Source organism: Candidatus Zixiibacteriota bacterium, from assembly GCA_022865345.1.
Classification (GTDB): domain Bacteria; phylum Zixibacteria; class MSB-5A5; order MSB-5A5; family RBG-16-43-9; genus RBG-16-43-9.
In genome coordinates, this window is record JALHSU010000160.1 from 1 (window position 1) to 18891 (window position 18891).

General features: G+C 43.0%; 20 protein-coding genes. 13 read left to right on the plus strand and 7 right to left on the minus strand.

The genetic code is table 11. From position 1 onward, the window contains the following. Positions 1-308 (minus strand): hypothetical protein (locus tag MUP17_07495; GenBank protein ID MCJ7458819.1); only part of this gene is annotated, 308 nt, incomplete at its 3' end. A gap of 191 nt (positions 309-499) precedes the next feature. Then, complete coding sequence (locus MUP17_07500; protein MCJ7458820.1) at positions 500-829, minus strand: DUF3467 domain-containing protein; 330 nt, start codon at positions 827-829, stop codon at positions 500-502. A gap of 62 nt (positions 830-891) precedes the next feature. Here MUP17_07500 and MUP17_07505 point away from each other — a divergent pair, with 62 nt between their 5' ends. The 6 genes from MUP17_07505 to MUP17_07530 all read left to right on the plus strand — a co-directional run bounded on the left by MUP17_07505 (position 892) and on the right by MUP17_07530 (position 6711). Continuing rightward, the gene (locus MUP17_07505; GenBank protein ID MCJ7458821.1) at positions 892-1719 is read left to right on the plus strand and encodes a phosphatase PAP2 family protein; all 828 of its coding nucleotides are present in this window, start codon (positions 892-894) and stop codon (positions 1717-1719) included. Between the two features lie 5 nt (positions 1720-1724). After that, the gene (gene rfaE1, locus MUP17_07510; protein MCJ7458822.1) at positions 1725-2726 is read left to right on the plus strand and encodes a D-glycero-beta-D-manno-heptose-7-phosphate kinase; all 1002 of its coding nucleotides are present in this window, start codon (positions 1725-1727) and stop codon (positions 2724-2726) included. A gap of 85 nt (positions 2727-2811) precedes the next feature. Further along, complete coding sequence (gene rfaE2 / locus MUP17_07515; GenBank protein MCJ7458823.1) at positions 2812-3291, plus strand: D-glycero-beta-D-manno-heptose 1-phosphate adenylyltransferase; 480 nt, start codon at positions 2812-2814, stop codon at positions 3289-3291. Between the two features lie 320 nt (positions 3292-3611). Beyond that, entirely contained in the window at positions 3612-4685 is a 1074-nt protein-coding gene (locus MUP17_07520) for a Xaa-Pro peptidase family protein (GenBank protein ID MCJ7458824.1), read from the plus strand. A gap of 100 nt (positions 4686-4785) precedes the next feature. Continuing rightward, positions 4786-5274, plus strand: coding sequence for an acetyl-CoA carboxylase biotin carboxyl carrier protein (accB, locus tag MUP17_07525; protein ID MCJ7458825.1), 489 nt, complete (start codon positions 4786-4788; stop codon positions 5272-5274). Positions 5275-5592: 318 nt separating this feature from the next. Beyond that, positions 5593-6711, plus strand: coding sequence for a PilT/PilU family type 4a pilus ATPase (locus tag MUP17_07530; GenBank protein MCJ7458826.1), 1119 nt, complete (start codon positions 5593-5595; stop codon positions 6709-6711). A gap of 254 nt (positions 6712-6965) precedes the next feature. Here MUP17_07530 and MUP17_07535 read toward each other — a convergent pair whose 3' ends face one another. The 5 genes from MUP17_07535 to MUP17_07555 all read right to left on the minus strand — a co-directional run bounded on the left by MUP17_07535 (position 6966) and on the right by MUP17_07555 (position 13297). After that, positions 6966-8633: an FG-GAP-like repeat-containing protein gene (locus MUP17_07535; GenBank protein ID MCJ7458827.1), complete on the minus strand. Its 1668-nt coding sequence runs from the start codon at positions 8631-8633 to the stop codon at positions 6966-6968. Between the two features lie 84 nt (positions 8634-8717). Then, complete coding sequence (locus tag MUP17_07540; GenBank protein MCJ7458828.1) at positions 8718-10391, minus strand: FG-GAP-like repeat-containing protein; 1674 nt, start codon at positions 10389-10391, stop codon at positions 8718-8720. Between the two features lie 67 nt (positions 10392-10458). Next, complete coding sequence (locus MUP17_07545; GenBank protein MCJ7458829.1) at positions 10459-10857, minus strand: hypothetical protein; 399 nt, start codon at positions 10855-10857, stop codon at positions 10459-10461. 308 nt (positions 10858-11165) lie between these two features. Next, a complete protein-coding gene (locus tag MUP17_07550; protein MCJ7458830.1) occupies positions 11166-12836 on the minus strand; it encodes an FG-GAP-like repeat-containing protein in 1671 nt (556 codons plus the stop codon). A gap of 59 nt (positions 12837-12895) precedes the next feature. Beyond that, positions 12896-13297 carry a hypothetical protein gene (locus MUP17_07555; GenBank protein MCJ7458831.1) on the minus strand — a complete coding sequence of 134 codons (402 nt, stop codon included), beginning with the start codon at positions 13295-13297 and terminating at the stop codon, positions 12896-12898. A gap of 329 nt (positions 13298-13626) precedes the next feature. On the opposite strand from MUP17_07555, the gene accC reads away from it, so the two are divergent. From accC to MUP17_07590, 7 genes are all read left to right on the plus strand, one after another. Further along, positions 13627-14994, plus strand: a complete 1368-nt coding sequence (accC, locus tag MUP17_07560) for an acetyl-CoA carboxylase biotin carboxylase subunit (GenBank protein ID MCJ7458832.1) — start codon at positions 13627-13629, stop codon at positions 14992-14994. Positions 14995-15015: 21 nt separating this feature from the next. After that, the gene (gene gcvH / locus MUP17_07565) at positions 15016-15399 is read left to right on the plus strand and encodes a glycine cleavage system protein GcvH (GenBank protein ID MCJ7458833.1); all 384 of its coding nucleotides are present in this window, start codon (positions 15016-15018) and stop codon (positions 15397-15399) included. A 65-nt stretch (positions 15400-15464) separates the two neighbouring features. Continuing rightward, on the plus strand, positions 15465-16808 hold the full coding sequence (gene gcvPA / locus MUP17_07570) for an aminomethyl-transferring glycine dehydrogenase subunit GcvPA (protein MCJ7458834.1): 1344 nt from the start codon (positions 15465-15467) through the stop codon (positions 16806-16808). A 7-nt stretch (positions 16809-16815) separates the two neighbouring features. Then, on the plus strand, positions 16816-17187 hold the full coding sequence (locus MUP17_07575) for a DUF2007 domain-containing protein (GenBank protein ID MCJ7458835.1): 372 nt from the start codon (positions 16816-16818) through the stop codon (positions 17185-17187). Positions 17188-17224: 37 nt separating this feature from the next. After that, positions 17225-17602, plus strand: coding sequence for a DUF2007 domain-containing protein (locus MUP17_07580; GenBank protein ID MCJ7458836.1), 378 nt, complete (start codon positions 17225-17227; stop codon positions 17600-17602). A gap of 34 nt (positions 17603-17636) precedes the next feature. Continuing rightward, positions 17637-17975 carry a DUF2007 domain-containing protein gene (locus tag MUP17_07585; protein ID MCJ7458837.1) on the plus strand — a complete coding sequence of 113 codons (339 nt, stop codon included), beginning with the start codon at positions 17637-17639 and terminating at the stop codon, positions 17973-17975. Positions 17976-18001: 26 nt separating this feature from the next. After that, positions 18002-18886, plus strand: coding sequence for a tetratricopeptide repeat protein (locus tag MUP17_07590; GenBank protein MCJ7458838.1), 885 nt, complete (start codon positions 18002-18004; stop codon positions 18884-18886). Positions 18887-18891: the final 5 nt, after the last annotated feature.

An 18891-nucleotide genomic window follows, 5' to 3' on the forward strand; every position in this document is an offset into this window, starting at 1 on the left:
CGGTTATAACGGGTGAACTCCTGAATGTCTATCTCTGCCGCTTTGATCTTCTGCTCCAGATAAGAGGAAAACTCAGACTTGAAAGACTCGTCAGACAACTGCTCAGTCAAAACCGGAGTAATTCCCAGGGTCAATTTAGGAGAATATCCCTCGGCAATCAGCTCGTTTAAAATATTCAGGATAGGGATATAACATTCAGCCGCAGCTTCGTTTAGCCAGTCCATACCGTGAGGCCATTTCCCGTGAGCGATAACGTAAGGTAAATGAAAGTGCAGAACGAAAGTAAAACTTCCTATTTTATTTGACACTTGAGTTCCTTTCCTAATTTGAATTTGACGACATAACAAAACAACCCTGAAAAGAGATTAAGAAATTTGGCGGGCAAGGGTGCCCGCCCTACGAGAAATCAATACCTGGCGCTCTCGTAAGCATCCCGCCTCTGGCGGGACAGCCCTGCTTAGAGTGTTTTCGCTGGTTCTCTGGAAAAGAATACCGACAATTAATCCTCTTTCTTGGGAGGTTCTGAGATATCGGCCAATCCCCGTGAAAAGCCGATCTCCTTTCCTTCTTTTCCGAAAAGCTTGATCGCCCCGAACTGGGATTCAAATTTCTTGATATTGTCTTCCAGGGCATTCAAGAACAGCTTGGCATGGGCCGGAGTCATGATGATACGGGCATAGACCCGTGCTTTCGGGACTCCGGGCATCACTCTGGCGAAATCGATGATAATCTCTGAGGGCGAGTGGGAAATCAATGCCAGATTAGAATAGATTCCTTCTGATTCTTTCTCTCCCAGCTCCACGTTAAGGGGTTGAGGTTTTATCTCCATACATTCTCCTCTCTAAATATCTGCTTGCATTTGAATCCTATTCTAATATATATTATGCCTCGATGTCAAGGGTAAAGATAGTTATTCTCTCGGTCTTTTTGCTCGTTTGCTTGATTTTTGTCTCAGGAAGCGTTCTTGCCGCAGGGTCTAATAATGACAATATCTTAGACCGGGCTGTCAAGCAATTCTATTATGACGGCAAGAATCTTTTTCTTACCCCCTTTCACTGGGATAAGAAAGAGAGGTTAGAATTTCTGGCGATTGCCTCAATTACAGCCGGGTTGTTCCTTGCAGATGAGGAACTGCAGAAGGTTGCTCGGAGAAACCGCAGTAATTTCTCTGATGATCTGGCAAGGCTGGTTACTCCTTCTGAACATATCTATCCCCAAGTCGTGATTGGTAGTTTTTATCTGGGCGGGCTTATTTTCAACCGGAAAAAAGAAAAAGACACTGCCTGGTATCTTTTAGAGGCAGTGATGTTCACTCAAGGGATTACGCAGGTGATTAAGTATAGTGTGGGAAGGGCCAGGCCTTTTGCGGATAAGGGAGCTTATCATTTTGAGGGTTTTAGAGCTCATCCTTCATCTTACTCTTTATCTTTTCCCTCCGGGCATGCCTCCACGGCATTTTCTTTAGCTTCAGTAATCGCAGAACAGTATGATAACAAACTCATCGACTGGGCTTCATACAGCCTGGCTTTTTTTGCTGCCTGGGCTCGGGTGAACGATAACGTCCATTTCACCTCGGACGTATTCTTCGGAGGAGTTCTGGGAACCTGGGTAGGGAAGACCATAGTTCGTTTAAATAAAAACAAAAAAGAGAAATCAAAAGAACTATCAGTTCATCCGAAAATAGGACTAAATTCGATCGGGGTATCGTTAAACTTTTAGGAAAGATGAAAAAAATACCTGCACAGCGGTTAGAGCAAATCTTCTCCCGGTTGGGAGGTCACAAGATTTTGATCTTAGGAGATGTGATGCTGGACGAATATATCTGGGGAAATGTCAGCCGGATCTCACCTGAAGCACCAGTCCCGGTAGTAGAAGTTATGGATGAATCAGTGAAATTAGGCGGAGCGGCTAATGTGGCTCTGAATGTCAAGACCCTGGGTGATATTCCTCTTCTGGTCAGCATAGCAGGAAAGGACAAAAATGGAGACAGGCTAAAAGAACTTCTATCAGGTGCCGAGATATCAAGTCAGGGGATTTTTGTTGACGAAACTCGCAGGACCACAGCCAAGACCAGGATCATCGCTCATAGCCAGCAGGTGGTGAGAGCTGACCGGGAAAACACTGAGGAGCTTTCAGCTGCTATGACTTTCCAATTGGTCGAGTTTATAAAGAAAAAAATTAAAGCAGAAAAAATCTCAGCGCTCTTAATCTCGGATTATGGAAAGGGAGTTATCAGCCTGCAGCTCTTGAGTGAGGTCATCGGCATTGCCAAAGAGAATGATATCTTTGTTGCAGTGGACCCCAAAGAGACACATTTTATGAATTACAAAAAGGTATCAATTATTACTCCGAACCATTCTGAGGCAGGTTTTGCCTATGGCAAGAGGATAAAAGATGAGAAGAGCTTAGAGGAGGTTGGCTGGGGACTATTGGAAAAACTAGAAGCAGAGGCTCTATTGGTCACCCGCGGGGAGAAAGGGATGTCTCTTTTTGAAAAGGACAAGATGCTTACCAATTTCCCTACAGTGGCAAAAGAGGTGTATGATGTTACCGGCGCCGGAGACACGGTAATCTCAGCTTTGACCAGCGCATACTCAGCCGGAGCCAGTTTAAAGGAAGCGGCTTTGATCTCCAACCATGCTGCCGGGATAGTAGTGGGCGAAATAGGCACTGCCCAGGTTACTAAAGATGAATTATATCAGGATTTGAAAAAGTATACCGAGTAAGATATATTTTTAACTCCCGGTTGGTGCGGGAATTGGATTTCCCGCACCAGCATGAACTCTTATCAAGAATCAGGAAATTTCTTCAATGGGAAAGATTGTCAAATTACAGGGATTAATTCGGATTAGAAGGAAAGCCAGGAAAGTAAACAAAAAAGTGGTTTTCACTAACGGATGCTTTGACCTTTTACACCGGGGGCACATCGAATATCTAAAAAAGGCAAAAAAATTGGGGGATATTCTAATAGTCGGGTTAAATAGCGATTCCTCCGTTAGGAAAATCAAAGGGCAGGGAAGACCAATACAAAAACAAGCAGATCGGGCCGCTATTTTAGCTTCTTTTTATTTTGTCGATTATGTATGTATTTTTAGTGAGCTGACCCCCTTAAAATTAATCTCTGCGTTGATCCCGGATATTTTAGTCAAAGGAGGAGATTGGAAAGTAAAAGATATAGTGGGTAAAGGTATAGTAGAATCGCACGGCGGAAAAGTTCTGAGCATAAAAATGGTCAAAGGAAAATCGACCAGAAATATCATCCAAACCATTCTAGATAGATTTCGTAGTTAATGTAACCCTACCAGAAAGGGAGAATTTCTTTTCTCTTTTTTCTTGACAGCCTCACTCCCAGGTATTATTCTAAAAAGACCAGAGGAACAATATTCCAGCTAATATTTTTTATCAAGATGGAAAGGGATGATAAAAGTCTGGAGGAGAAGAAGTATATAGAGACCGCTACTATGGCGGAGATCTATATCCAGGCAAAGAAATACTAGGAGGGGCTGGAGATTTACAAAAGGATTCTGGCAAAAGATCCTGCCAACTCAGAAATTGCTAAAAAGGTTGAGGAATTAGAGAGAAAGTTATCGAGAATTGAATAAGGAGTCTGGATGAAAGAAAGGATTAAAAAATTAAGGGAAAAACTGAATCAGGAAAACCTGGACCTCCTGCTGGTAACCTCTCTTCCCAATATAAGGTATCTTTGCGGATTCACCGGCTCTAACGGGATTCTTCTGATATCCAAGGACAAAGCTATTTTCCTGACTGATTTCAGATACAAGGAGCAGGTAAAAAAGGAAGTCAAAGGAGCTGAAATAAAAATTCCCCAGAAAGAGCTATTCTCCTTCCTTCCTGAAGTCGACCTGCTTAAAGGAAAAAGGATTAAGGCAGGATTTGAAGAGAAATATCTTACCTTTCAATTATACCAAAGGCTCAAAACACTTTTGCCCCAGGTCCTCTGGGTGCCGACTGAGAATCTGGTCGAATCCATACTGGTAACGAAGGATGAGGAAGAGATAAAAAAGATTAAAAAGGCGGCAGACATAAGCGCGAAAGCCTATCAGGAGATATTGCCATTCTTTAGACCGGGGACAAAAGAGCTGGACATCGCAGCCGAGCTTGAATACAGGATCAGGAGAAATGGCGGGTCTGGCTCTGCTTTTGAGCCGATTGTGGCTTCCGGCTTAAGATCAGCCATGCCACATGCCAGGGCTTCTGCCAAGACATTAAAAAAAGGGGAATTCGTCACCCTGGATTTTGGTGCCTCTTATGATGGTTATGTCTGCGACATAACCCGGACAGTGGTTTTGGGCAATGCTACTCCCAGGCAAAAAAAGATTTATAACCTGGTACTAAAAGCTCAAACCAGAGCAATCGAAAGTGCTCGTTCTGGAATGAAAGGATTTGAGTTAGACAAGGTAAGCCGGGATATTATAAAAAAAGCCGGATACCAGAAATATTTCGGCCATGGATTAGGGCACGGAATAGGGTTGTTAGTCCATGATTCCCCGGGCATAAATACCAAAAGCCAGGAGGTACTCAAGCCCGGTATGGTCATAACCATCGAGCCTGGTGTGTATATTCCAGGATGGGGAGGGGTGAGGATTGAGGATGACGTGCTCATAACCAGAAATGGCTGTAAGGTTTTAACACATATAGACAGAGAGCTATTGGAGCTATCTTAAGATATGTCTAATTTTTGAAGGCGGGAAATCCGAAAAGTTATAAATAGTCAAAAATTAAGCTAGAAAAATTTTTATAACCCTTTTTGAGAAAGGGGTAAAGATGTTAGAATCGAAGATTAGAAAATTAATCAGGATAGTAGAGGAAAGCAACATTGACGAGCTGGAGGTTACCACCTGGGGCAGGAAGATCAGGATTACCCGAAGGGTAAACCATCAGAATCCTCACAGCTCGTCGCACTTAATTGCGAACCAGCCGTCTCCATCGGAAAGGGTAGCCGCAACACCGGTCAACGATGAGCCAGCAGCAGTTTCAGTGGAAGTCTCCAAGCCGGAGGAGGCGGAAGGCAACTTGACCCCGATCAAGTCCCCGATGGTGGGAACCTTCTACCGGGCGCCAGCACCCGGGGCTAAGCCCTATGTGGAAGCAGGGCAGATAATAAGCGCCGGACAGGTAGTCTGCGTCGTTGAAGCGATGAAACTGATGAATGAGATAGAATCAGAAGTAGCTGGCAGGGTAGTCAAGATTCTGGTAGAAAATGGAAAGCCAATCGAATTCGGACAGACCCTTTTCCTGATCGAGCCTTTGTAAGAATTACCAGAATTTGGAGTGTAAAGTCTCAAGATCCTGGTGACTTTAGCTTTACCTTTTTCTCTGTGGTGTCAGGAGTTATCTCCTGACACCACTTTATTTTTGACAAAAATATGCTTAGCGTAAAACTTTAGTCTTACCTTTTTATTGAAGCTGAATTAGAATGACACGGATTTCTCGGTAAACCTAAAGGTTTACACTCCAACTCCTCAGATTATTTTCCCACAAAAGAATCAATCTAGAAGACATTAAGCTGTAGTCTAATTCAGCCGAAAATATAGAATGAAGTAGCATCAGATTGAGGAGGTCAAAATGGCGATGAATTTAAAACAGATGCTGGCAGAGGTTCTCTCCAAGAAAGCATCTGATTTGCATCTCAGGGTGGGCGTGAAGCCCACTATCAGGGTGGATGGGGCGCTTATGTCGTTAGAGGCTGAGGTCTTGACTCAGGCGGATATGGACGAGGTAATGAAGCAGATATTAACTGAAGAGCAGAAAGAAAGATTCTTGAAAAGAAACGAACTGGATTTAGCTCTGAGCATTTCCAAAATGGGAAGATTCAGGATTAACTTCTATCGCCAGAGGGGAACTGTGGGTATTGCTCTGCGAACCGTGCACACCCTGGTTCCGACGTTTGAGGAATTGAACCTTCCCAAGGTTTGTAAGGGGTTAGCCAATAACCGTAGAGGGATGATAATCCTTACCGGAACAACCGGAAGTGGCAAATCAACTACCCTGGCATCCATGATTGAGCATATCAATACTAACCGTTCGGAGAATATTCTCATCATTGAAGACCCGATGGAGTATATCCATAAAGATCGCAAGAGCATAATCTTTCAGAGAGAAGTAGGTGGAGACACGGAGAGTTTTGTAACTGCCTTAAGGCATGCTCTGAGGCAGGATCCGGACGTGATCTTGGTAGGTGAGATCAGAGATTTCGAAACTATGTCGATTGCCCTGACCGCAGCAGATACGGGTCATCTGGTTTTAACTACCCTGCATACTTTAAATGCCATTGAAACCATAAACCGGATAATTTCATTTTTCCCTCCTCATCAGCATCAGCAGATCAGACTGCTCTTAGCAGCCACCCTGAAAGCCATCGTTTGTCAAAGACTGCTTCCGCGTTCAGACGGGCCGGGCAGAGTCCCTGCAGTCGAGGTTCTGGTCTCAACCGCTCTTATCAGAGAATATATAATTGACCCGATGAAAACCCCTCTGATAATCGAGCTGATAGAAAGCGGGAATATTCAGTACGGGATGCAATCATTTGACCAGTCTACAATGCACCTCTATAAAGACGGGTTCATCTCCTATGAGGAGGCTATGCAACAGTGCTCCAACCCGGATGATTTCGAGTTAAGGGTCAAAGGCATAACCGGAGCCGCAGACCGAGGCTGGAACGAGTTCGAACAGGCAAGAAAGAAAAAATAAAGGAAAAAAATATTTGATTCTGGAATTGAAGGGGCGTTCAAATGAACGCCCCTGCTTTTTGGGGGGAGATTCCTCACAGCTGATTAGCAAGATTAAGATGATAATCATTGTTTTTTATCTGGTTAATCCGTTCTGTCGGTTATGAATGATTTTTCGTTTTGCTTCAGGCGAATATTATCATTCGTTTTTTTTATTTGTGAGATGACAAAACCCAACAAGAGGGGAGGGCACATCAGATTGTAAAAAGTCAGTGCCTAAGGGGAGCATAGAGGTCCTCCATTTTGAAAAAGGTATCTGTAGAGTTGAATCAGGTCAGAGACGTTTATACGGGAGTCGCAGTTGACATCTGCCTGGTAGGGATAGCCGGGTCTCTTACCATTTTTGAAAAGATAGGTTAACAAAAATATCACATCTGCAATATCCGGAGTGCCGTTGTTATTAAAATCCCCCTTTTTTCTTATCACGCCGAATTCGGTGTTGTTGGTGTTGTAGTTATCATGAAAAAGCTTACCCCATAAGACCTTTTCAGGATGATAGGGGGCGTTCATATTGAAAAGATAAACATACAAATCGTTGTCATCAAATCCATAGCCGAATAGATTTAACATTGCCATATCCAGGAGGCCATCTTTATTTATATCGTTGAAATTGGGACAGGCAATTGGAGAACCAATGACGTCCTTAGGATAACCAGAGAATAGAGTACCATCATTATGATAGATTAAGATATGATTCGTATAGTTAGGGGAAAGTATTATATCTACCGAATTATCTCCATCATAATCAGCCAGAGCCAAATCATCATAATTCGCTCCAAAATGATACACTGGCCAGCCGGGTTGTTCTGTCCCCTCAATTCTCAAAACATGGATATTAGGCAACCCTAACACAAATTCACCGGTTACGAACACTATCTCTTTATAACCGTCATTATCTATATCTCCGGGTATGGGTGTTGATTTGGGCTCGAATTCATAATATTTTGGAAAACCGGGCATATAAGTTCCATCATATCTCCAGACCGCTACATAGCCATTGAACTCGGGATACTCATGAAAAGCACAGGCTAAAACCTCTAAATAGCCATCATTGTCTAAGTCACTTAAAACCACGTGGTGGATCCAGCCAAAATAGAATCCATTTTCCGCCTTCGCTGGCCAGCCCCGTAAGGGTGTTCCATCTACGTGCCAGGCATAGATGCACTGGGAGCCAGTTGCGACTATCTCCGGTTTCCCATCTCCATCTAAATCTCCAACTGCTGGCTGTTGCGCAATATACTCATAAGGTAGATTAGCTACCCGCTGGGGCCAGCCTGGTAGAATTTCTCCTTTGTAATTGTAAATATATACTAAGGTATCGAGATCGTAGTGAACCTGACCAGAGGCTATGATTTCCAATTTCCCATCCCCATCCAAATCATACAGGGCAGGGGCAGTCGCGGACCCACCCGTGAATTCAACAGGAAATCCTTGTATCAAAGAACCGTCCTTATGAAACACGTATAATAAGCTGAAATATTGCCCTCTTTGCCATTTAGTAACTGCGATATCAAGTTCTCCATCCCCATCCACATCCCCCACTGCCGGGATTGTTTGCCAGTAAGCAGATTCAGGTTCTGCAACAACGGGCCAGTTATTCAGGTTAGTGCCATTACCTCTCCAGATATACAGGCTATCATAAGGAAAACCGCCAACTATCTCTAAGTCCGACAGGGTGTCTAAATCGGACAAAACAACAGACATGGTGGGCGTGCTCAGTCCTTTATAGTGAAACACCTTTGGCCAACCAGTGTGTAGGATGGGTTGGTTCAGCGTATCAGATGAAGGGTAAGCCTCTGAAATTCCGGATAGATTTAAAGTCAGAAAAATAAGGAAGAAAGAAAATTTAACAAATTGATATTTTCTTGAAGGTTTAGAATTCATTTTTTCTGCTCAGGGCGGATGTTATCATTTGCCCATTCTCTTGTTGAATGATGACTGCGAGGAAGAGCACAGAGCCTTCAAGGATTAAGATGAACACAGGGATTTTCCGCTTTTGAACAGATAGTTATACAGTTGAATCAGGTCAGAGACGTTTATACGTGAGTCGCAGTTGACATCTGCCTGATAAGGATAGCCGGGCTTTTTGCCGTTTTTGAAAAGATAGTTCAATAAGAATATCACATCTGTGATATCCGGTGAACCGTTGTTATTAAAATCCCCCTTTTTTCTTATCACGCCGAACTCGGTATTGTTGGTGTTGTAGTTATCGTGAAAAAGCTTACCCCATAAGATTTTTTCAGGGTGATAGGGGACGTTCATATTGAAAAGATAGACATAATAATATTGATAATTTTCAGGAGCATAAAGGGTCAACATTGCCATATCTGTTGACCCATTTTTATTCACATCACCAAAATTAGGGCAAAAATCGATAGTCGAACCTACAAGCTCTAAAGGGTACCCCTGAGCTAATGTTCCATCTTTATGATAGGCATAGATTATGCCCTTATAATCGTAAGGGTCTTGTCGATCTGACCCCCTGATAATTACCTCAATTGAATTGTCCCCATCGATGTCAACCAGTGACAGGTCGTTATAACAGGCATCAGAATAATACACTGGCCAACCGGGCATTTCTGTTCCATCAATTCTCAAAGCATGGATATTAGGCAACCCTAACACAAATTCACCGGTTACGAACACTATCTCTTTATAACCATCATTATCTATATCTCCAGGTATAGGTGTCGATTTGGGTTCGAATTCATAATATTTAGGAAAACCGGGCATATAAGTTCCATCATGTCTCCAGACCGCTACATAGCCATTGAACTCAGGATATTCATGGAAAGCAGAGGCTAAAACCTCTAAATAACCGTCATTGTCTAAGTCACTTAAGACCACATGGTGGATCCAGCCAAAATAGAATCCATTTTCCGCCTTCACTGGCCAGCCCCGTAGGGGGGTTCCATCTACGTGCCAGGCATAGATGCACTGGGAGCCGGTTGCGACTATCTCCGGTTCCCCATCTCCATCTAAATCACCGATTGCAGGTTGCTGCGCAATATACTCATAAGGTAGATTAGCCACCCTTTGAGGCCAACCTGGTAGAATTTCTCCTTTGTAGTTGTAAACATATATCAGGGTATCTGTCCAGTAGTGTTGGGCACCAGAGACAATAATCTCTAATTTCCCATCTCCATTTAAGTCATAGAGAGATGGATCAATGATACGAGTCCCCAAGAATTCAACCGGGAATCCAGACATTAAAGAGCCATCCTTATGAAAGACATAAAGAAAACCGCTGTACTTCCCTTCCTGCCACTTTGTAGCTGCAAGATCTAATTCTCCATCACCATCTACATCCCCGACTACGGGTACTCTTCTCCATCGGGCAGCTTCCGGCTCTGCTACAATAGGCCAGTTAGTTAGATTTGTCCCATCATATCTCCAGACGTAAAGGCTGTCGTAGAAACCTCCCACTATTTCTAAATCCGAAAGTGTATCTAAGTTGGCTAAAACAACTGACCAGGTTTTGCCTCTGGGGAGAAACTTGGGCCAGCCAGGGAATGGGATAGGTTGATTCAGGGTGTCAGATGAAGGGTAAGCCTCTGAAATTCCGGATAGATCTAAAGTCAGAAAAATGAGGAAGAAAGAAAATTTAACAAATTGATACATTCTTGAAGGGTTAGAATTCATTTTTTACACCTTCTTTTTGCTTAAGAGGGCGGTGAAATTATCACCGCCCTCTTCGAAACTCGTTTGCCTATTTCTGTTGCGATACGGGTTTGTCCATAACCACATTCTGGGTAACAAGTGCAGTTGTATCTGGCCAGTAAACATAATACATATCTGATTCGGCATTTTCTCCTTCACCATGTACATAATAGTGTCCGGGATGGGGCGGGACGAGTTCGTTATACCAGAACTTATTGCCGCCTCCTATAATAGGCACATAAATATCAAGACGATAGGCAGTGGAGTCATAAAGCCAAACATAATCGGAATCACCCGGTAGGTAGCGAGGGTCAGGATAAGAGACTGAGCCAGAGATTTGTCCTCCTGGTGACCCTTCACCTGCTATTAGCAAAATAGCAACTGTAGTGACAGAGACGAAAATGGTTATGGCCAATAAACATAAGATTACTCTATTCTTTTTTGACATAACTCCCCCAAAAAAAGCTATAAAAGGTTAAAGGTTTTTGATCTTTTAAAGCAATAGCCCACCCATCCATATGGATGAGTGGGCTACAACCTTAAAGCTAAACCAATAGTTTTCGAGAGAGAGAGAGAGAGTATTTTCTATAGTCCATAACTCACCCTGAGAAGATAGATTTTTTTCTTTAATTCTAATTACATTATATAATAGTTTATTGTTTTGTCAAGCATTTTTTGTTGACAAAACCTTCATTTTATTAGAAGCATATTTAAAGCAAGTTTTTTTTATAGTGTGAAACCGAGAATTTTTTGGGATCAAGAAGGGCATAATGGTCCTCCATTTTGAAAAAGGTACCTGTAGAGTTGAATCAGGTCAGAGACGTTTATACGGGAGTTGCAGTTGACATCTGCCTGATAGGGGTAACCGGGCTTTTTGCCGTTTTTGAAAAGATAGTTCAATAAGAATATCACATCTGTGATATCCGGTGAACCGTTGTTATTAAAATCCCCCTTTTTTCTTATCACGCCGAATTCGGTGTTGTTGGTGTTGCAGTTATCATGAAAAAGCTTACCCCATAAGATTTTTTCAGGATGGTAGGGGACATTCATATTGAAAAGATAAACGTAGTAGTTGCCGTATTGAGTAAGCATTGCCATGTCCAATAAGCCATCCTTATTCACATCGCTGAAATTGGGGCAAAAATCATTGGTCCATCCAAAAAAATCTAAAGGATAACCGCGAACCAAGGTTCCATCCTTATGGTATGCAAAGATCCTACCGTATTTATGTAATGGTTTCTTATTTTGTCCCCTGACTATTATCTCCACTGAGTTGTCTCCATCAATATCAACCAGTGCCAGATCATTATAAGTCAATTCTTCAAGATAAATTGGCCAGCCGGGTTGTTCTGTTCCATCTATTCTTAAAACGTGTATATTAGGCAGACCTAAGATAAATTCACCAGTTAAAAATACTATCTCTTTATAACCATCATTATCTATATCTCCGGGTATGGGTGTGGATTTGGGTTCATATTCATAATATTTGGGAAAGCCCGGCATATAGGTTCCATCGTATCTCCAGACTGCTACATAGCCGGTGAAAATGGGGTAGTCGTGAAAGGCACTGGCTAAAACTTCTAAATAACCATCGTTGTCTAAATCACTTAAGACCACATGGTGGATCCAGCCAAAGAAGTGGTCTTTTTCTGCTTTAACCGGCCAGCCCCGTAGGGGAGTTCCATCTATATGCCAGGCATAGATTGCCTGGGAGCCGGTTGCTACTATCTCCGGTTCCCCATCTCCATCTAAATCTCCAACTGCTGGCTGTTGGGCAATATACTCATAAGGTAGATTAGCCACCCTTTGAGGCCAACCTGGAAGAACTTCTCCTTTGGAGTCATAGACATATACTAAAGTATCGATGTAAAAGTGAACCTGACCAGAGACTATGATTTCCAATTTCCCATCCCCATCCAAATCATAAAGAGCCGGAGCAGTTGCAGATGCGCCTAGGATTTCTACTGGAAACCCTTGCATTACAGAACCATCCTTATTAAAGACATATAATGAACTGACAAATTCCCCTCTCTTCCATTTGGTTACTGCAATATCGGGTTCTCCATCTCCATCCACATCCCCTACTGCCGGGACTAATTCCCAGTAAGCAGATTCCGGCTCTGCCATAGCAGGCCAGTTAGGTAGATTGGTGCCATCATATCTCCAGACATAAAGACTGTCAAAGGGGAATCCTCCGATTATCTCTAAATCCGGCAGGGTGTCTAAATCGGCTAAAACCACTGACTGGGTGGGAGCGCTTGGTTCATCATAGGGGAAGATCTTGGGCCAGCCGGGGAATAGGATGGGTTGATTCAGGGTGTCAGATGAGGAATGAACCTCTGAAGATTTAAACAGACTTAAGATCAAAAAGGCAAGGAGGGGAAAAATTTTAACAAATCCATATTTTTTTGAAGATTTAGAATTCATATTGTGAACCTTCTTTTTACTTTAGACGGTGGTGAAACTATCACCACCGTCTTTAAAAATCATCTGCCTGGGCTCTGTTGCATATTAGGCAGGTCCATAACCACCTCCTGTTCAAGTCTATCTCCTATTTCCCAGTAAACCAGATAATAGTTAGAACTGCAATTTTCCCCTTTTCCCCAAACATAGTAGTAGCCGGATGCATCTGGAATAAGCGCGTTATACCAGTGCTTACCACCACCACCTTGAATGGTTACAAATTTAATCTCATCATGACTGGGATACTCGCAAAGATAAACTTTATCAGTCACACCAGGAAGTAACCTAGGATCCGGATAAGAGACAGTTCCAAAAATTTCTGCTGGTGGATTCTCTCCGGCCTGGAGTAGAATCGTGATCGCGAGAATAGAGCAAAAAAAGGCTATGGCCAACAAATACAAGAGTACTTTGTTCTTTTTTAACATAAATCCCCCATAAAAAGGCTAAAAGTTAAGGGTTAGATTTTTTAATTAAAGCAATAGCCCACCCATCCAGATGGATGGGTGGGCTACAATGTTAAAGTTAAGCCAATACCTTTCGAGAGAGAGAGTATTCTCTATATTCCATAACTCACCCTGAGAAGATAATTTTTTTCTTTAATTCTAATTACATTATATAATAGTTTATTGTTTTGTCAAGCATTTTTTTGCGACTCGATTCACAACAAAACATAAATTTTCACTTGCTATTTTGACTAAAAAAAGATAAATTCAACCTATAATTTTAGCGTATGAATGTTTAACCAGGATGAAATTTGTTTAAGAAAATATTGATAGCTAACCGAGGGGAGATCGCCCTAAGGATTATCCGGGCATGTAAAGAGTTAGGAATTGCTGCCGTGGCCGTGCATTCGGATGCGGATGTGAACTCTTTGCACGTCAGGTTTGCAGACGAGGCAGTCTGCATCGGTCCGGCCAAAGCTACTGAGAGTTATCTGGATCCAAAGAGAATAATCAGCGCGGCTGAGGTGACCAATGCTGAAGCGATTCATCCGGGATATGGCTTTTTAGCCGAGAATGCCGATTTCGCCGAGATCTGCGAATCCTGCAAGATAAAGTTCATCGGACCCACCTCACAGATGATCAGGCAGATGGGTGACAAAGCTGTTGCCAAGCAGATGATGAAGGAAGCAGGGGTTCCGGTTATTCCGGGAAGTGAGGGAGTAGTCAAAAGCATAGAAGAAGCTCAGCAGATGGCTTCCGAAATCGGATACCCGCTTTTGATCAAGGCCGCAGGGGGTGGAGGTGGCAAGGGGATGAGGGTAGCGACGAATGACGAGGAGCTAAAAAAAGGCTATGAAATGGCAAAGATGGAAGCGGAGGCGGCTTTCGGAAATCCCGAAGTCTATATAGAAAAGTATATTTTAAATCCCAGGCACGTCGAGTTTCAGATTATGGGTGATAGTCACGGTAATTTAATACACTTAGGTGAAAGGGATTGTACCATTCAAAGAAGACACCAGAAGCTGATCGAGGAGTCCCCTTCGCCGGCTCTGACTACTTCTTTAAGAGTCGAAATGGGAAGGGCAGCGGTGGTGGGTGCTTCCCGCATAGGTTACGAGAGCGTCGGCACCATCGAGTTTCTTTTAGATAAAAGCGGCAATTTTTATTTTATGGAGATGAATACCCGGATTCAGGTGGAGCATCCAGTAACTGAAGAGGTAACCGGGATCGACCTATTAAAAGAGCAGATCAAAATAGCGGCTGGCGAAAAGCTTTCCCGGACCCAGGAGGAGATAATCCTTAAAGGACATGCCATCGAGTGCCGGATCAATGCGGAAGACCCGGAAAAAGATTTCATGCCCAGCCCCGGTTTGATCAAAAGTTTTCACGTACCAGGCGGGCATGGTATCAGAGTGGATACGCATGCTTATGCCGGATATGAGATACCGCCATATTACGATTCCCTGGTGGCTAAGCTGATCTCAGTAGCTGATACCCGGGAAGAGTCTATCCTCAAGATGAGGAGAGCATTAGACGAGTTCATCCTTGAGGGAATTAAAACGACCATTCCATTTTATAAAAAAGTCTTCTCCAATCCAAATTTTATAAGCGGAGAGTATGACACATCTTTTGTGGAAAGCCTGTTTAAGGAAAATTTAAAAGAGAAGGTATCCATTTAATTTTTTAATCAGGAGGGAAAGTTGATTATAAAAGACGACCTGAGGTATACCAAAGAGCATGAATGGGTAAAATTGGAAAAAGATATGGCGACTATGGGGATTACAGATTATGCTCAGGGTGAGTTAGGAGATATAGTCTTCGTGGAGCTGCCCAAGGTGGGAACAAAAGTCGAACAGATGAAATCTTTCGGCGTTATCGAGGCAGTCAAAGCCGTATCAGAGCTTTTCTCGCCGGTAACAGGCGAAGTGATAGAAGTGAATTCAAAGCTTGAATCAGAAGCCGGGTTGATCAATAAGGACCCTTACGGCGAAGGCTGGATTATCAAGGTGACGGTTAAGGATCAGTCAGAGGTCAATAAGCTCCTTTCAGCAGAGGATTATAAGAAACTACTGGAACAGAAATAGACATTTAGGTCTAATTTTTTTTATTAGTGAGTCGAGATAATAACTTCCAACTTGAGAGAAAACCTATGGGTTATATTCCTAATACCGAAGATGATCAAAAGCTTATGCTGGAGAAAATGGGGGTCAGGGCATTTCAGGATTTACTGAGGACTGTCCCGGAGTCTATAAAACTAAAGGATGAGCTTAAACTGCCCAAAGGAATCTCCGAGCTGGAGCTTGTTCAACTACTTCAAAACATATCCGGGAAGAACAAAGGCACAGACAAGCTGATCAGTTTTTTAGGCGGGGGTGCGTATGACCATTTTATCCCCAGCGTGGTGAATCACATACTTTTAAGATCGGAGTTTTATACTGCCTACACCCCTTACCAGCCAGAGGTGAGCCAGGGAACATTGCAGAGCATTTACGAATACCAGACTCTTATCTGCCAGCTTACTGAAATGGAGGTTGCCAATGCTTCGATGTATGACGGCGCATCAGCCGTGGCTGAGGCGGCTCTCATGTCTCTGGCTGAAACCGGCAGAAACGAGATTCTGGTGTCCAGTTCGCTGAATCCAAATTATTACAGGGTCTTATGCACCTATTGCGAGAGGGGCGGTATAAAAGTCAGAAAGATCGAGCTAAAGGATGGAATCACGGATACCACATCTCTAGAGTCAAAGATCTCCTCTAAGACCGCTAGTTTCATCCTGCAGTCTCCTAATTTCTATGGATTGATAGAAAATGCAGAGGAGATCGAGAAAAAAGTCCATTCTGCAGGGGCTTTATTGATTATGGTTTGTGACCCTATCTCCTTAGCTATTCTAAAAACTCCGGGAGAGTACGGAGCAGACATTGCGGTGGGAGAAGGTCAGCCATTAGGAAACAGTCTTAATTTCGGAGGACCGTTTCTAGGTTTCTTTGCCTGCAAGCAAAGTCTCATCCGAAAAATGCCGGGCAGGCTTGTGGGGGAAACAGTCGATTCCAAAGGAAGAAGGGGTTTTGTCTTAGTTTTGCAGACCAGAGAGCAGCATATCCGCAGGGAGAAGGCTACCTCAAATATCTGCACGAATGAAGCTTTATGTGCCTTAGCCGCGACGGTATACTTATCCCTTTTGGGCAAAAACGGTTTAAGAAAAGTAGCCGAGCTGTGTCTGCAGAAAAGCCATTATGCGGCAGAGCAGATTTCCAGGATCGGCGGTTTCAAACTCCAGTTCCCAGGACAGTTTTTCAAGGAGTTTGTGGTGGAAACTCCATTTCCTGCTTCCAGGGTCATAAAGCTTCTTCTGAAGAAAAATATCCTGGCAGGAATTGACCTTTCCCGGTTCGACAGAAAACTCAAAAACAGTCTTCTGATCTCAGTTACTGAAAAGAGAACCAAACAGGAGATAGATTATCTGGTAGAAAGTCTTAGAGGAATAGTCAAATGAGGCACTGATGCCGTATTGTCCTAAATGCAGGTATGAGTATAAACCGATAGTAGAGATATGTCCGGATTGCGGGAAGAGATTAGTAGCAAAGCCAAGCGAAACTAAAAGAACAGAGATGAAATCAGTAAGAACTAAAACACACGGGAGCAGAATTGAGCCCAGGATGAAACTGCTTTACGTTACTAACAAAGCGGCTTACGTTAGATTTTTAAAAGAGACATTAGAGAACAATGGGATTACGTGTATAATTAAACGCGGGCCATCAGGATTAGTGCAGCCTTCGCTGCCCCGGTCCTTTTATGATATAAGTGTTTATGTGAGAGAAGAAGATTTTGAAAAGAGTTGCGAGATCAAGGAGCAAATTGTAGATAATTTGTAAATAGAAAGGTAACAAGTTAAAAAGAAATCTAAAATCTATGCCGTACTGTCCAAAATGCAGGTATAAGTATAAATCGACAGTAGGGATATGTCCGGATTGCGGCAGAAAACTGGTAGTGAAATTAAAAGAGAAGAAACGAAAAAGGACTGCGAATCAGGACATATCTGAAGAAGAAACTTTAATCGAGCCCAAGCTGAAACTGCTATACGTAAGCAGAAACTTAATTTATGCTAACTTTTTGAAAGAAACATTAGAGAAAAATGGGATACCATGCCTAATTCAGAGGGAATCGGGAATTAATTTGAGAGGTCCAGCCTTAATTCGGCACCCACTCACTGATGCAAAAATATATGTGGCGGAGAAGGACTTCAAGAAAAGCTTAAAGATCAAAGAGCAATTAGTAGATAATCTCTAAGTTGAAGGTCACAAGTTAAAAAAAGTCGAGAATCATGCCGTTTTGTCCATTGTGCAATACCGAATATCCTCCCGGCACTAAAAGATGTTCCGAATGTGAGGCAGACTTAGTTGACGAGCTGCCTGAGGAGCAGGAAGAGGCGGAGAAAAATTTAGTTCTGCTTTACACCACTCCGAACCGGGTGCTGGCGGAGTTCTTAAAAGAGACTTTGGAGGACAGCAATATCCCCTGTTTCTTGAGCTACACCGGGAGTTTTTTAGAGGGGGGCTTGGGCTACGTGGTCAAAGACCAGCCCGGGTATAGATTATATGTGCCGGAGGATAAGTACGAGGAAAGCTTAGCCATTAAAGAGCAAACTGTTGGAAACCTGTAACCCTAATTTTTGAAGAGGAGGTTTGTATGTTGAGTAAAAAGGGCGCTCTCTGGTTTTACCTGTTTTTTGTTATGCTTATCTCTTTTTATTTTTTCACCTGCGGAAAGGTTGTGCCCAAATCGATTAACTGGGCGGCTAATTTTGATGAGGCATCCAAAATGGCCAAGTCCCAGAACAAAAATATGATCGTGGACTTCTATACCGATTGGTGCAAATGGTGCAAGAGGATGGCGGACTCGACTTTCACCGATACCAGCGTCATAAGGTTCTCCATGGACTATGTCTTCTTCAAAGCCAATGCAGAAAAGGATACCGCTCTGGCAGAGAAGTATAAGGTCAACGGTTATCCTACAGTAATCCTGGCAAATTCTTCAGGAACGGAAATTGATCGGGTGGGATATGCACCGGCTTCAGAGTTCATGCGAGATATTAAAGGATATCTCAAAGGACAGGGCACTCTGTCTGATTATGAGAACAAGGTTAAACAAAATCCCGAGGACGTGAAGCTCTGGTTCAAGTTAGGCGAAAAATATCAGGAGCGCAGGTCATTTGACCAGGCTGTAACCTGTTTTAACAAGGTTGTCTCCCTGGACCCCACTGACAAAACCGAAAAAGCTTCAGAAGCTTTGTATAACATCGGGCTTCTGTATATGGGTAGAAATGTAAAGCAGTTCGACAAGGCGATCGAAGCTTACCAGAGGGTCGTGAAGGAGTTTCCAAAAAGCAAAGTGGCTTTAGATGCAGAAGAATATATCCCTTATTCTTATGAAAAGATGGCAGATACAACCAAGGCTCTCTCACTGTACAAACAGTTTCTGAAAGACCATCCGACTTTAGATCCGGGTGAAAAAGACTGGGTTCAGAAAAGGATTGATGGTTTAGAAGGGACTGAGGAAAAACAAGTTAAGTAAGGAAG

Bases quoted from the DNA above. Each gene is read 5' to 3' on its own strand.
- MUP17_07535 (MCJ7458827.1), bottom strand. From the start codon at position 8,633: ATGAATTCTAAACCTTCAAGAAAATATCAATTTGTTAAATTTTCTTTC.
- MUP17_07585 (MCJ7458837.1), top strand. From the start codon at position 17,637: ATGCCGTTTTGTCCATTGTGCAATACCGAATATCCTCCCGGCACTAAA.
- rfaE1 (MCJ7458822.1), top strand. From the start codon at position 1,725: ATGAAAAAAATACCTGCACAGCGGTTAGAGCAAATCTTCTCCCGGTTG.
- MUP17_07550 (MCJ7458830.1), bottom strand. From the start codon at position 12,836: ATGAATTCTAAATCTTCAAAAAAATATGGATTTGTTAAAATTTTTCCC.
- rfaE2 (MCJ7458823.1), top strand. From the start codon at position 2,812: ATGGGAAAGATTGTCAAATTACAGGGATTAATTCGGATTAGAAGGAAA.
- MUP17_07575 (MCJ7458835.1), top strand. From the start codon at position 16,816: ATGCCGTATTGTCCTAAATGCAGGTATGAGTATAAACCGATAGTAGAG.
- MUP17_07545 (MCJ7458829.1), bottom strand. From the start codon at position 10,857: ATGTCAAAAAAGAATAGAGTAATCTTATGTTTATTGGCCATAACCATT.
- gcvPA (MCJ7458834.1), top strand. From the start codon at position 15,465: ATGGGTTATATTCCTAATACCGAAGATGATCAAAAGCTTATGCTGGAG.
- MUP17_07580 (MCJ7458836.1), top strand. From the start codon at position 17,225: ATGCCGTACTGTCCAAAATGCAGGTATAAGTATAAATCGACAGTAGGG.
- MUP17_07540 (MCJ7458828.1), bottom strand. From the start codon at position 10,391: ATGAATTCTAACCCTTCAAGAATGTATCAATTTGTTAAATTTTCTTTC.
- MUP17_07555 (MCJ7458831.1), bottom strand. From the start codon at position 13,297: ATGTTAAAAAAGAACAAAGTACTCTTGTATTTGTTGGCCATAGCCTTT.
- MUP17_07505 (MCJ7458821.1), top strand. From the start codon at position 892: ATGTCAAGGGTAAAGATAGTTATTCTCTCGGTCTTTTTGCTCGTTTGC.
- accB (MCJ7458825.1), top strand. From the start codon at position 4,786: ATGTTAGAATCGAAGATTAGAAAATTAATCAGGATAGTAGAGGAAAGC.
- MUP17_07590 (MCJ7458838.1), top strand. From the start codon at position 18,002: ATGTTGAGTAAAAAGGGCGCTCTCTGGTTTTACCTGTTTTTTGTTATG.
- MUP17_07500 (MCJ7458820.1), bottom strand. From the start codon at position 829: ATGGAGATAAAACCTCAACCCCTTAACGTGGAGCTGGGAGAGAAAGAA.
- MUP17_07520 (MCJ7458824.1), top strand. From the start codon at position 3,612: ATGAAAGAAAGGATTAAAAAATTAAGGGAAAAACTGAATCAGGAAAAC.
- MUP17_07530 (MCJ7458826.1), top strand. From the start codon at position 5,593: ATGAATTTAAAACAGATGCTGGCAGAGGTTCTCTCCAAGAAAGCATCT.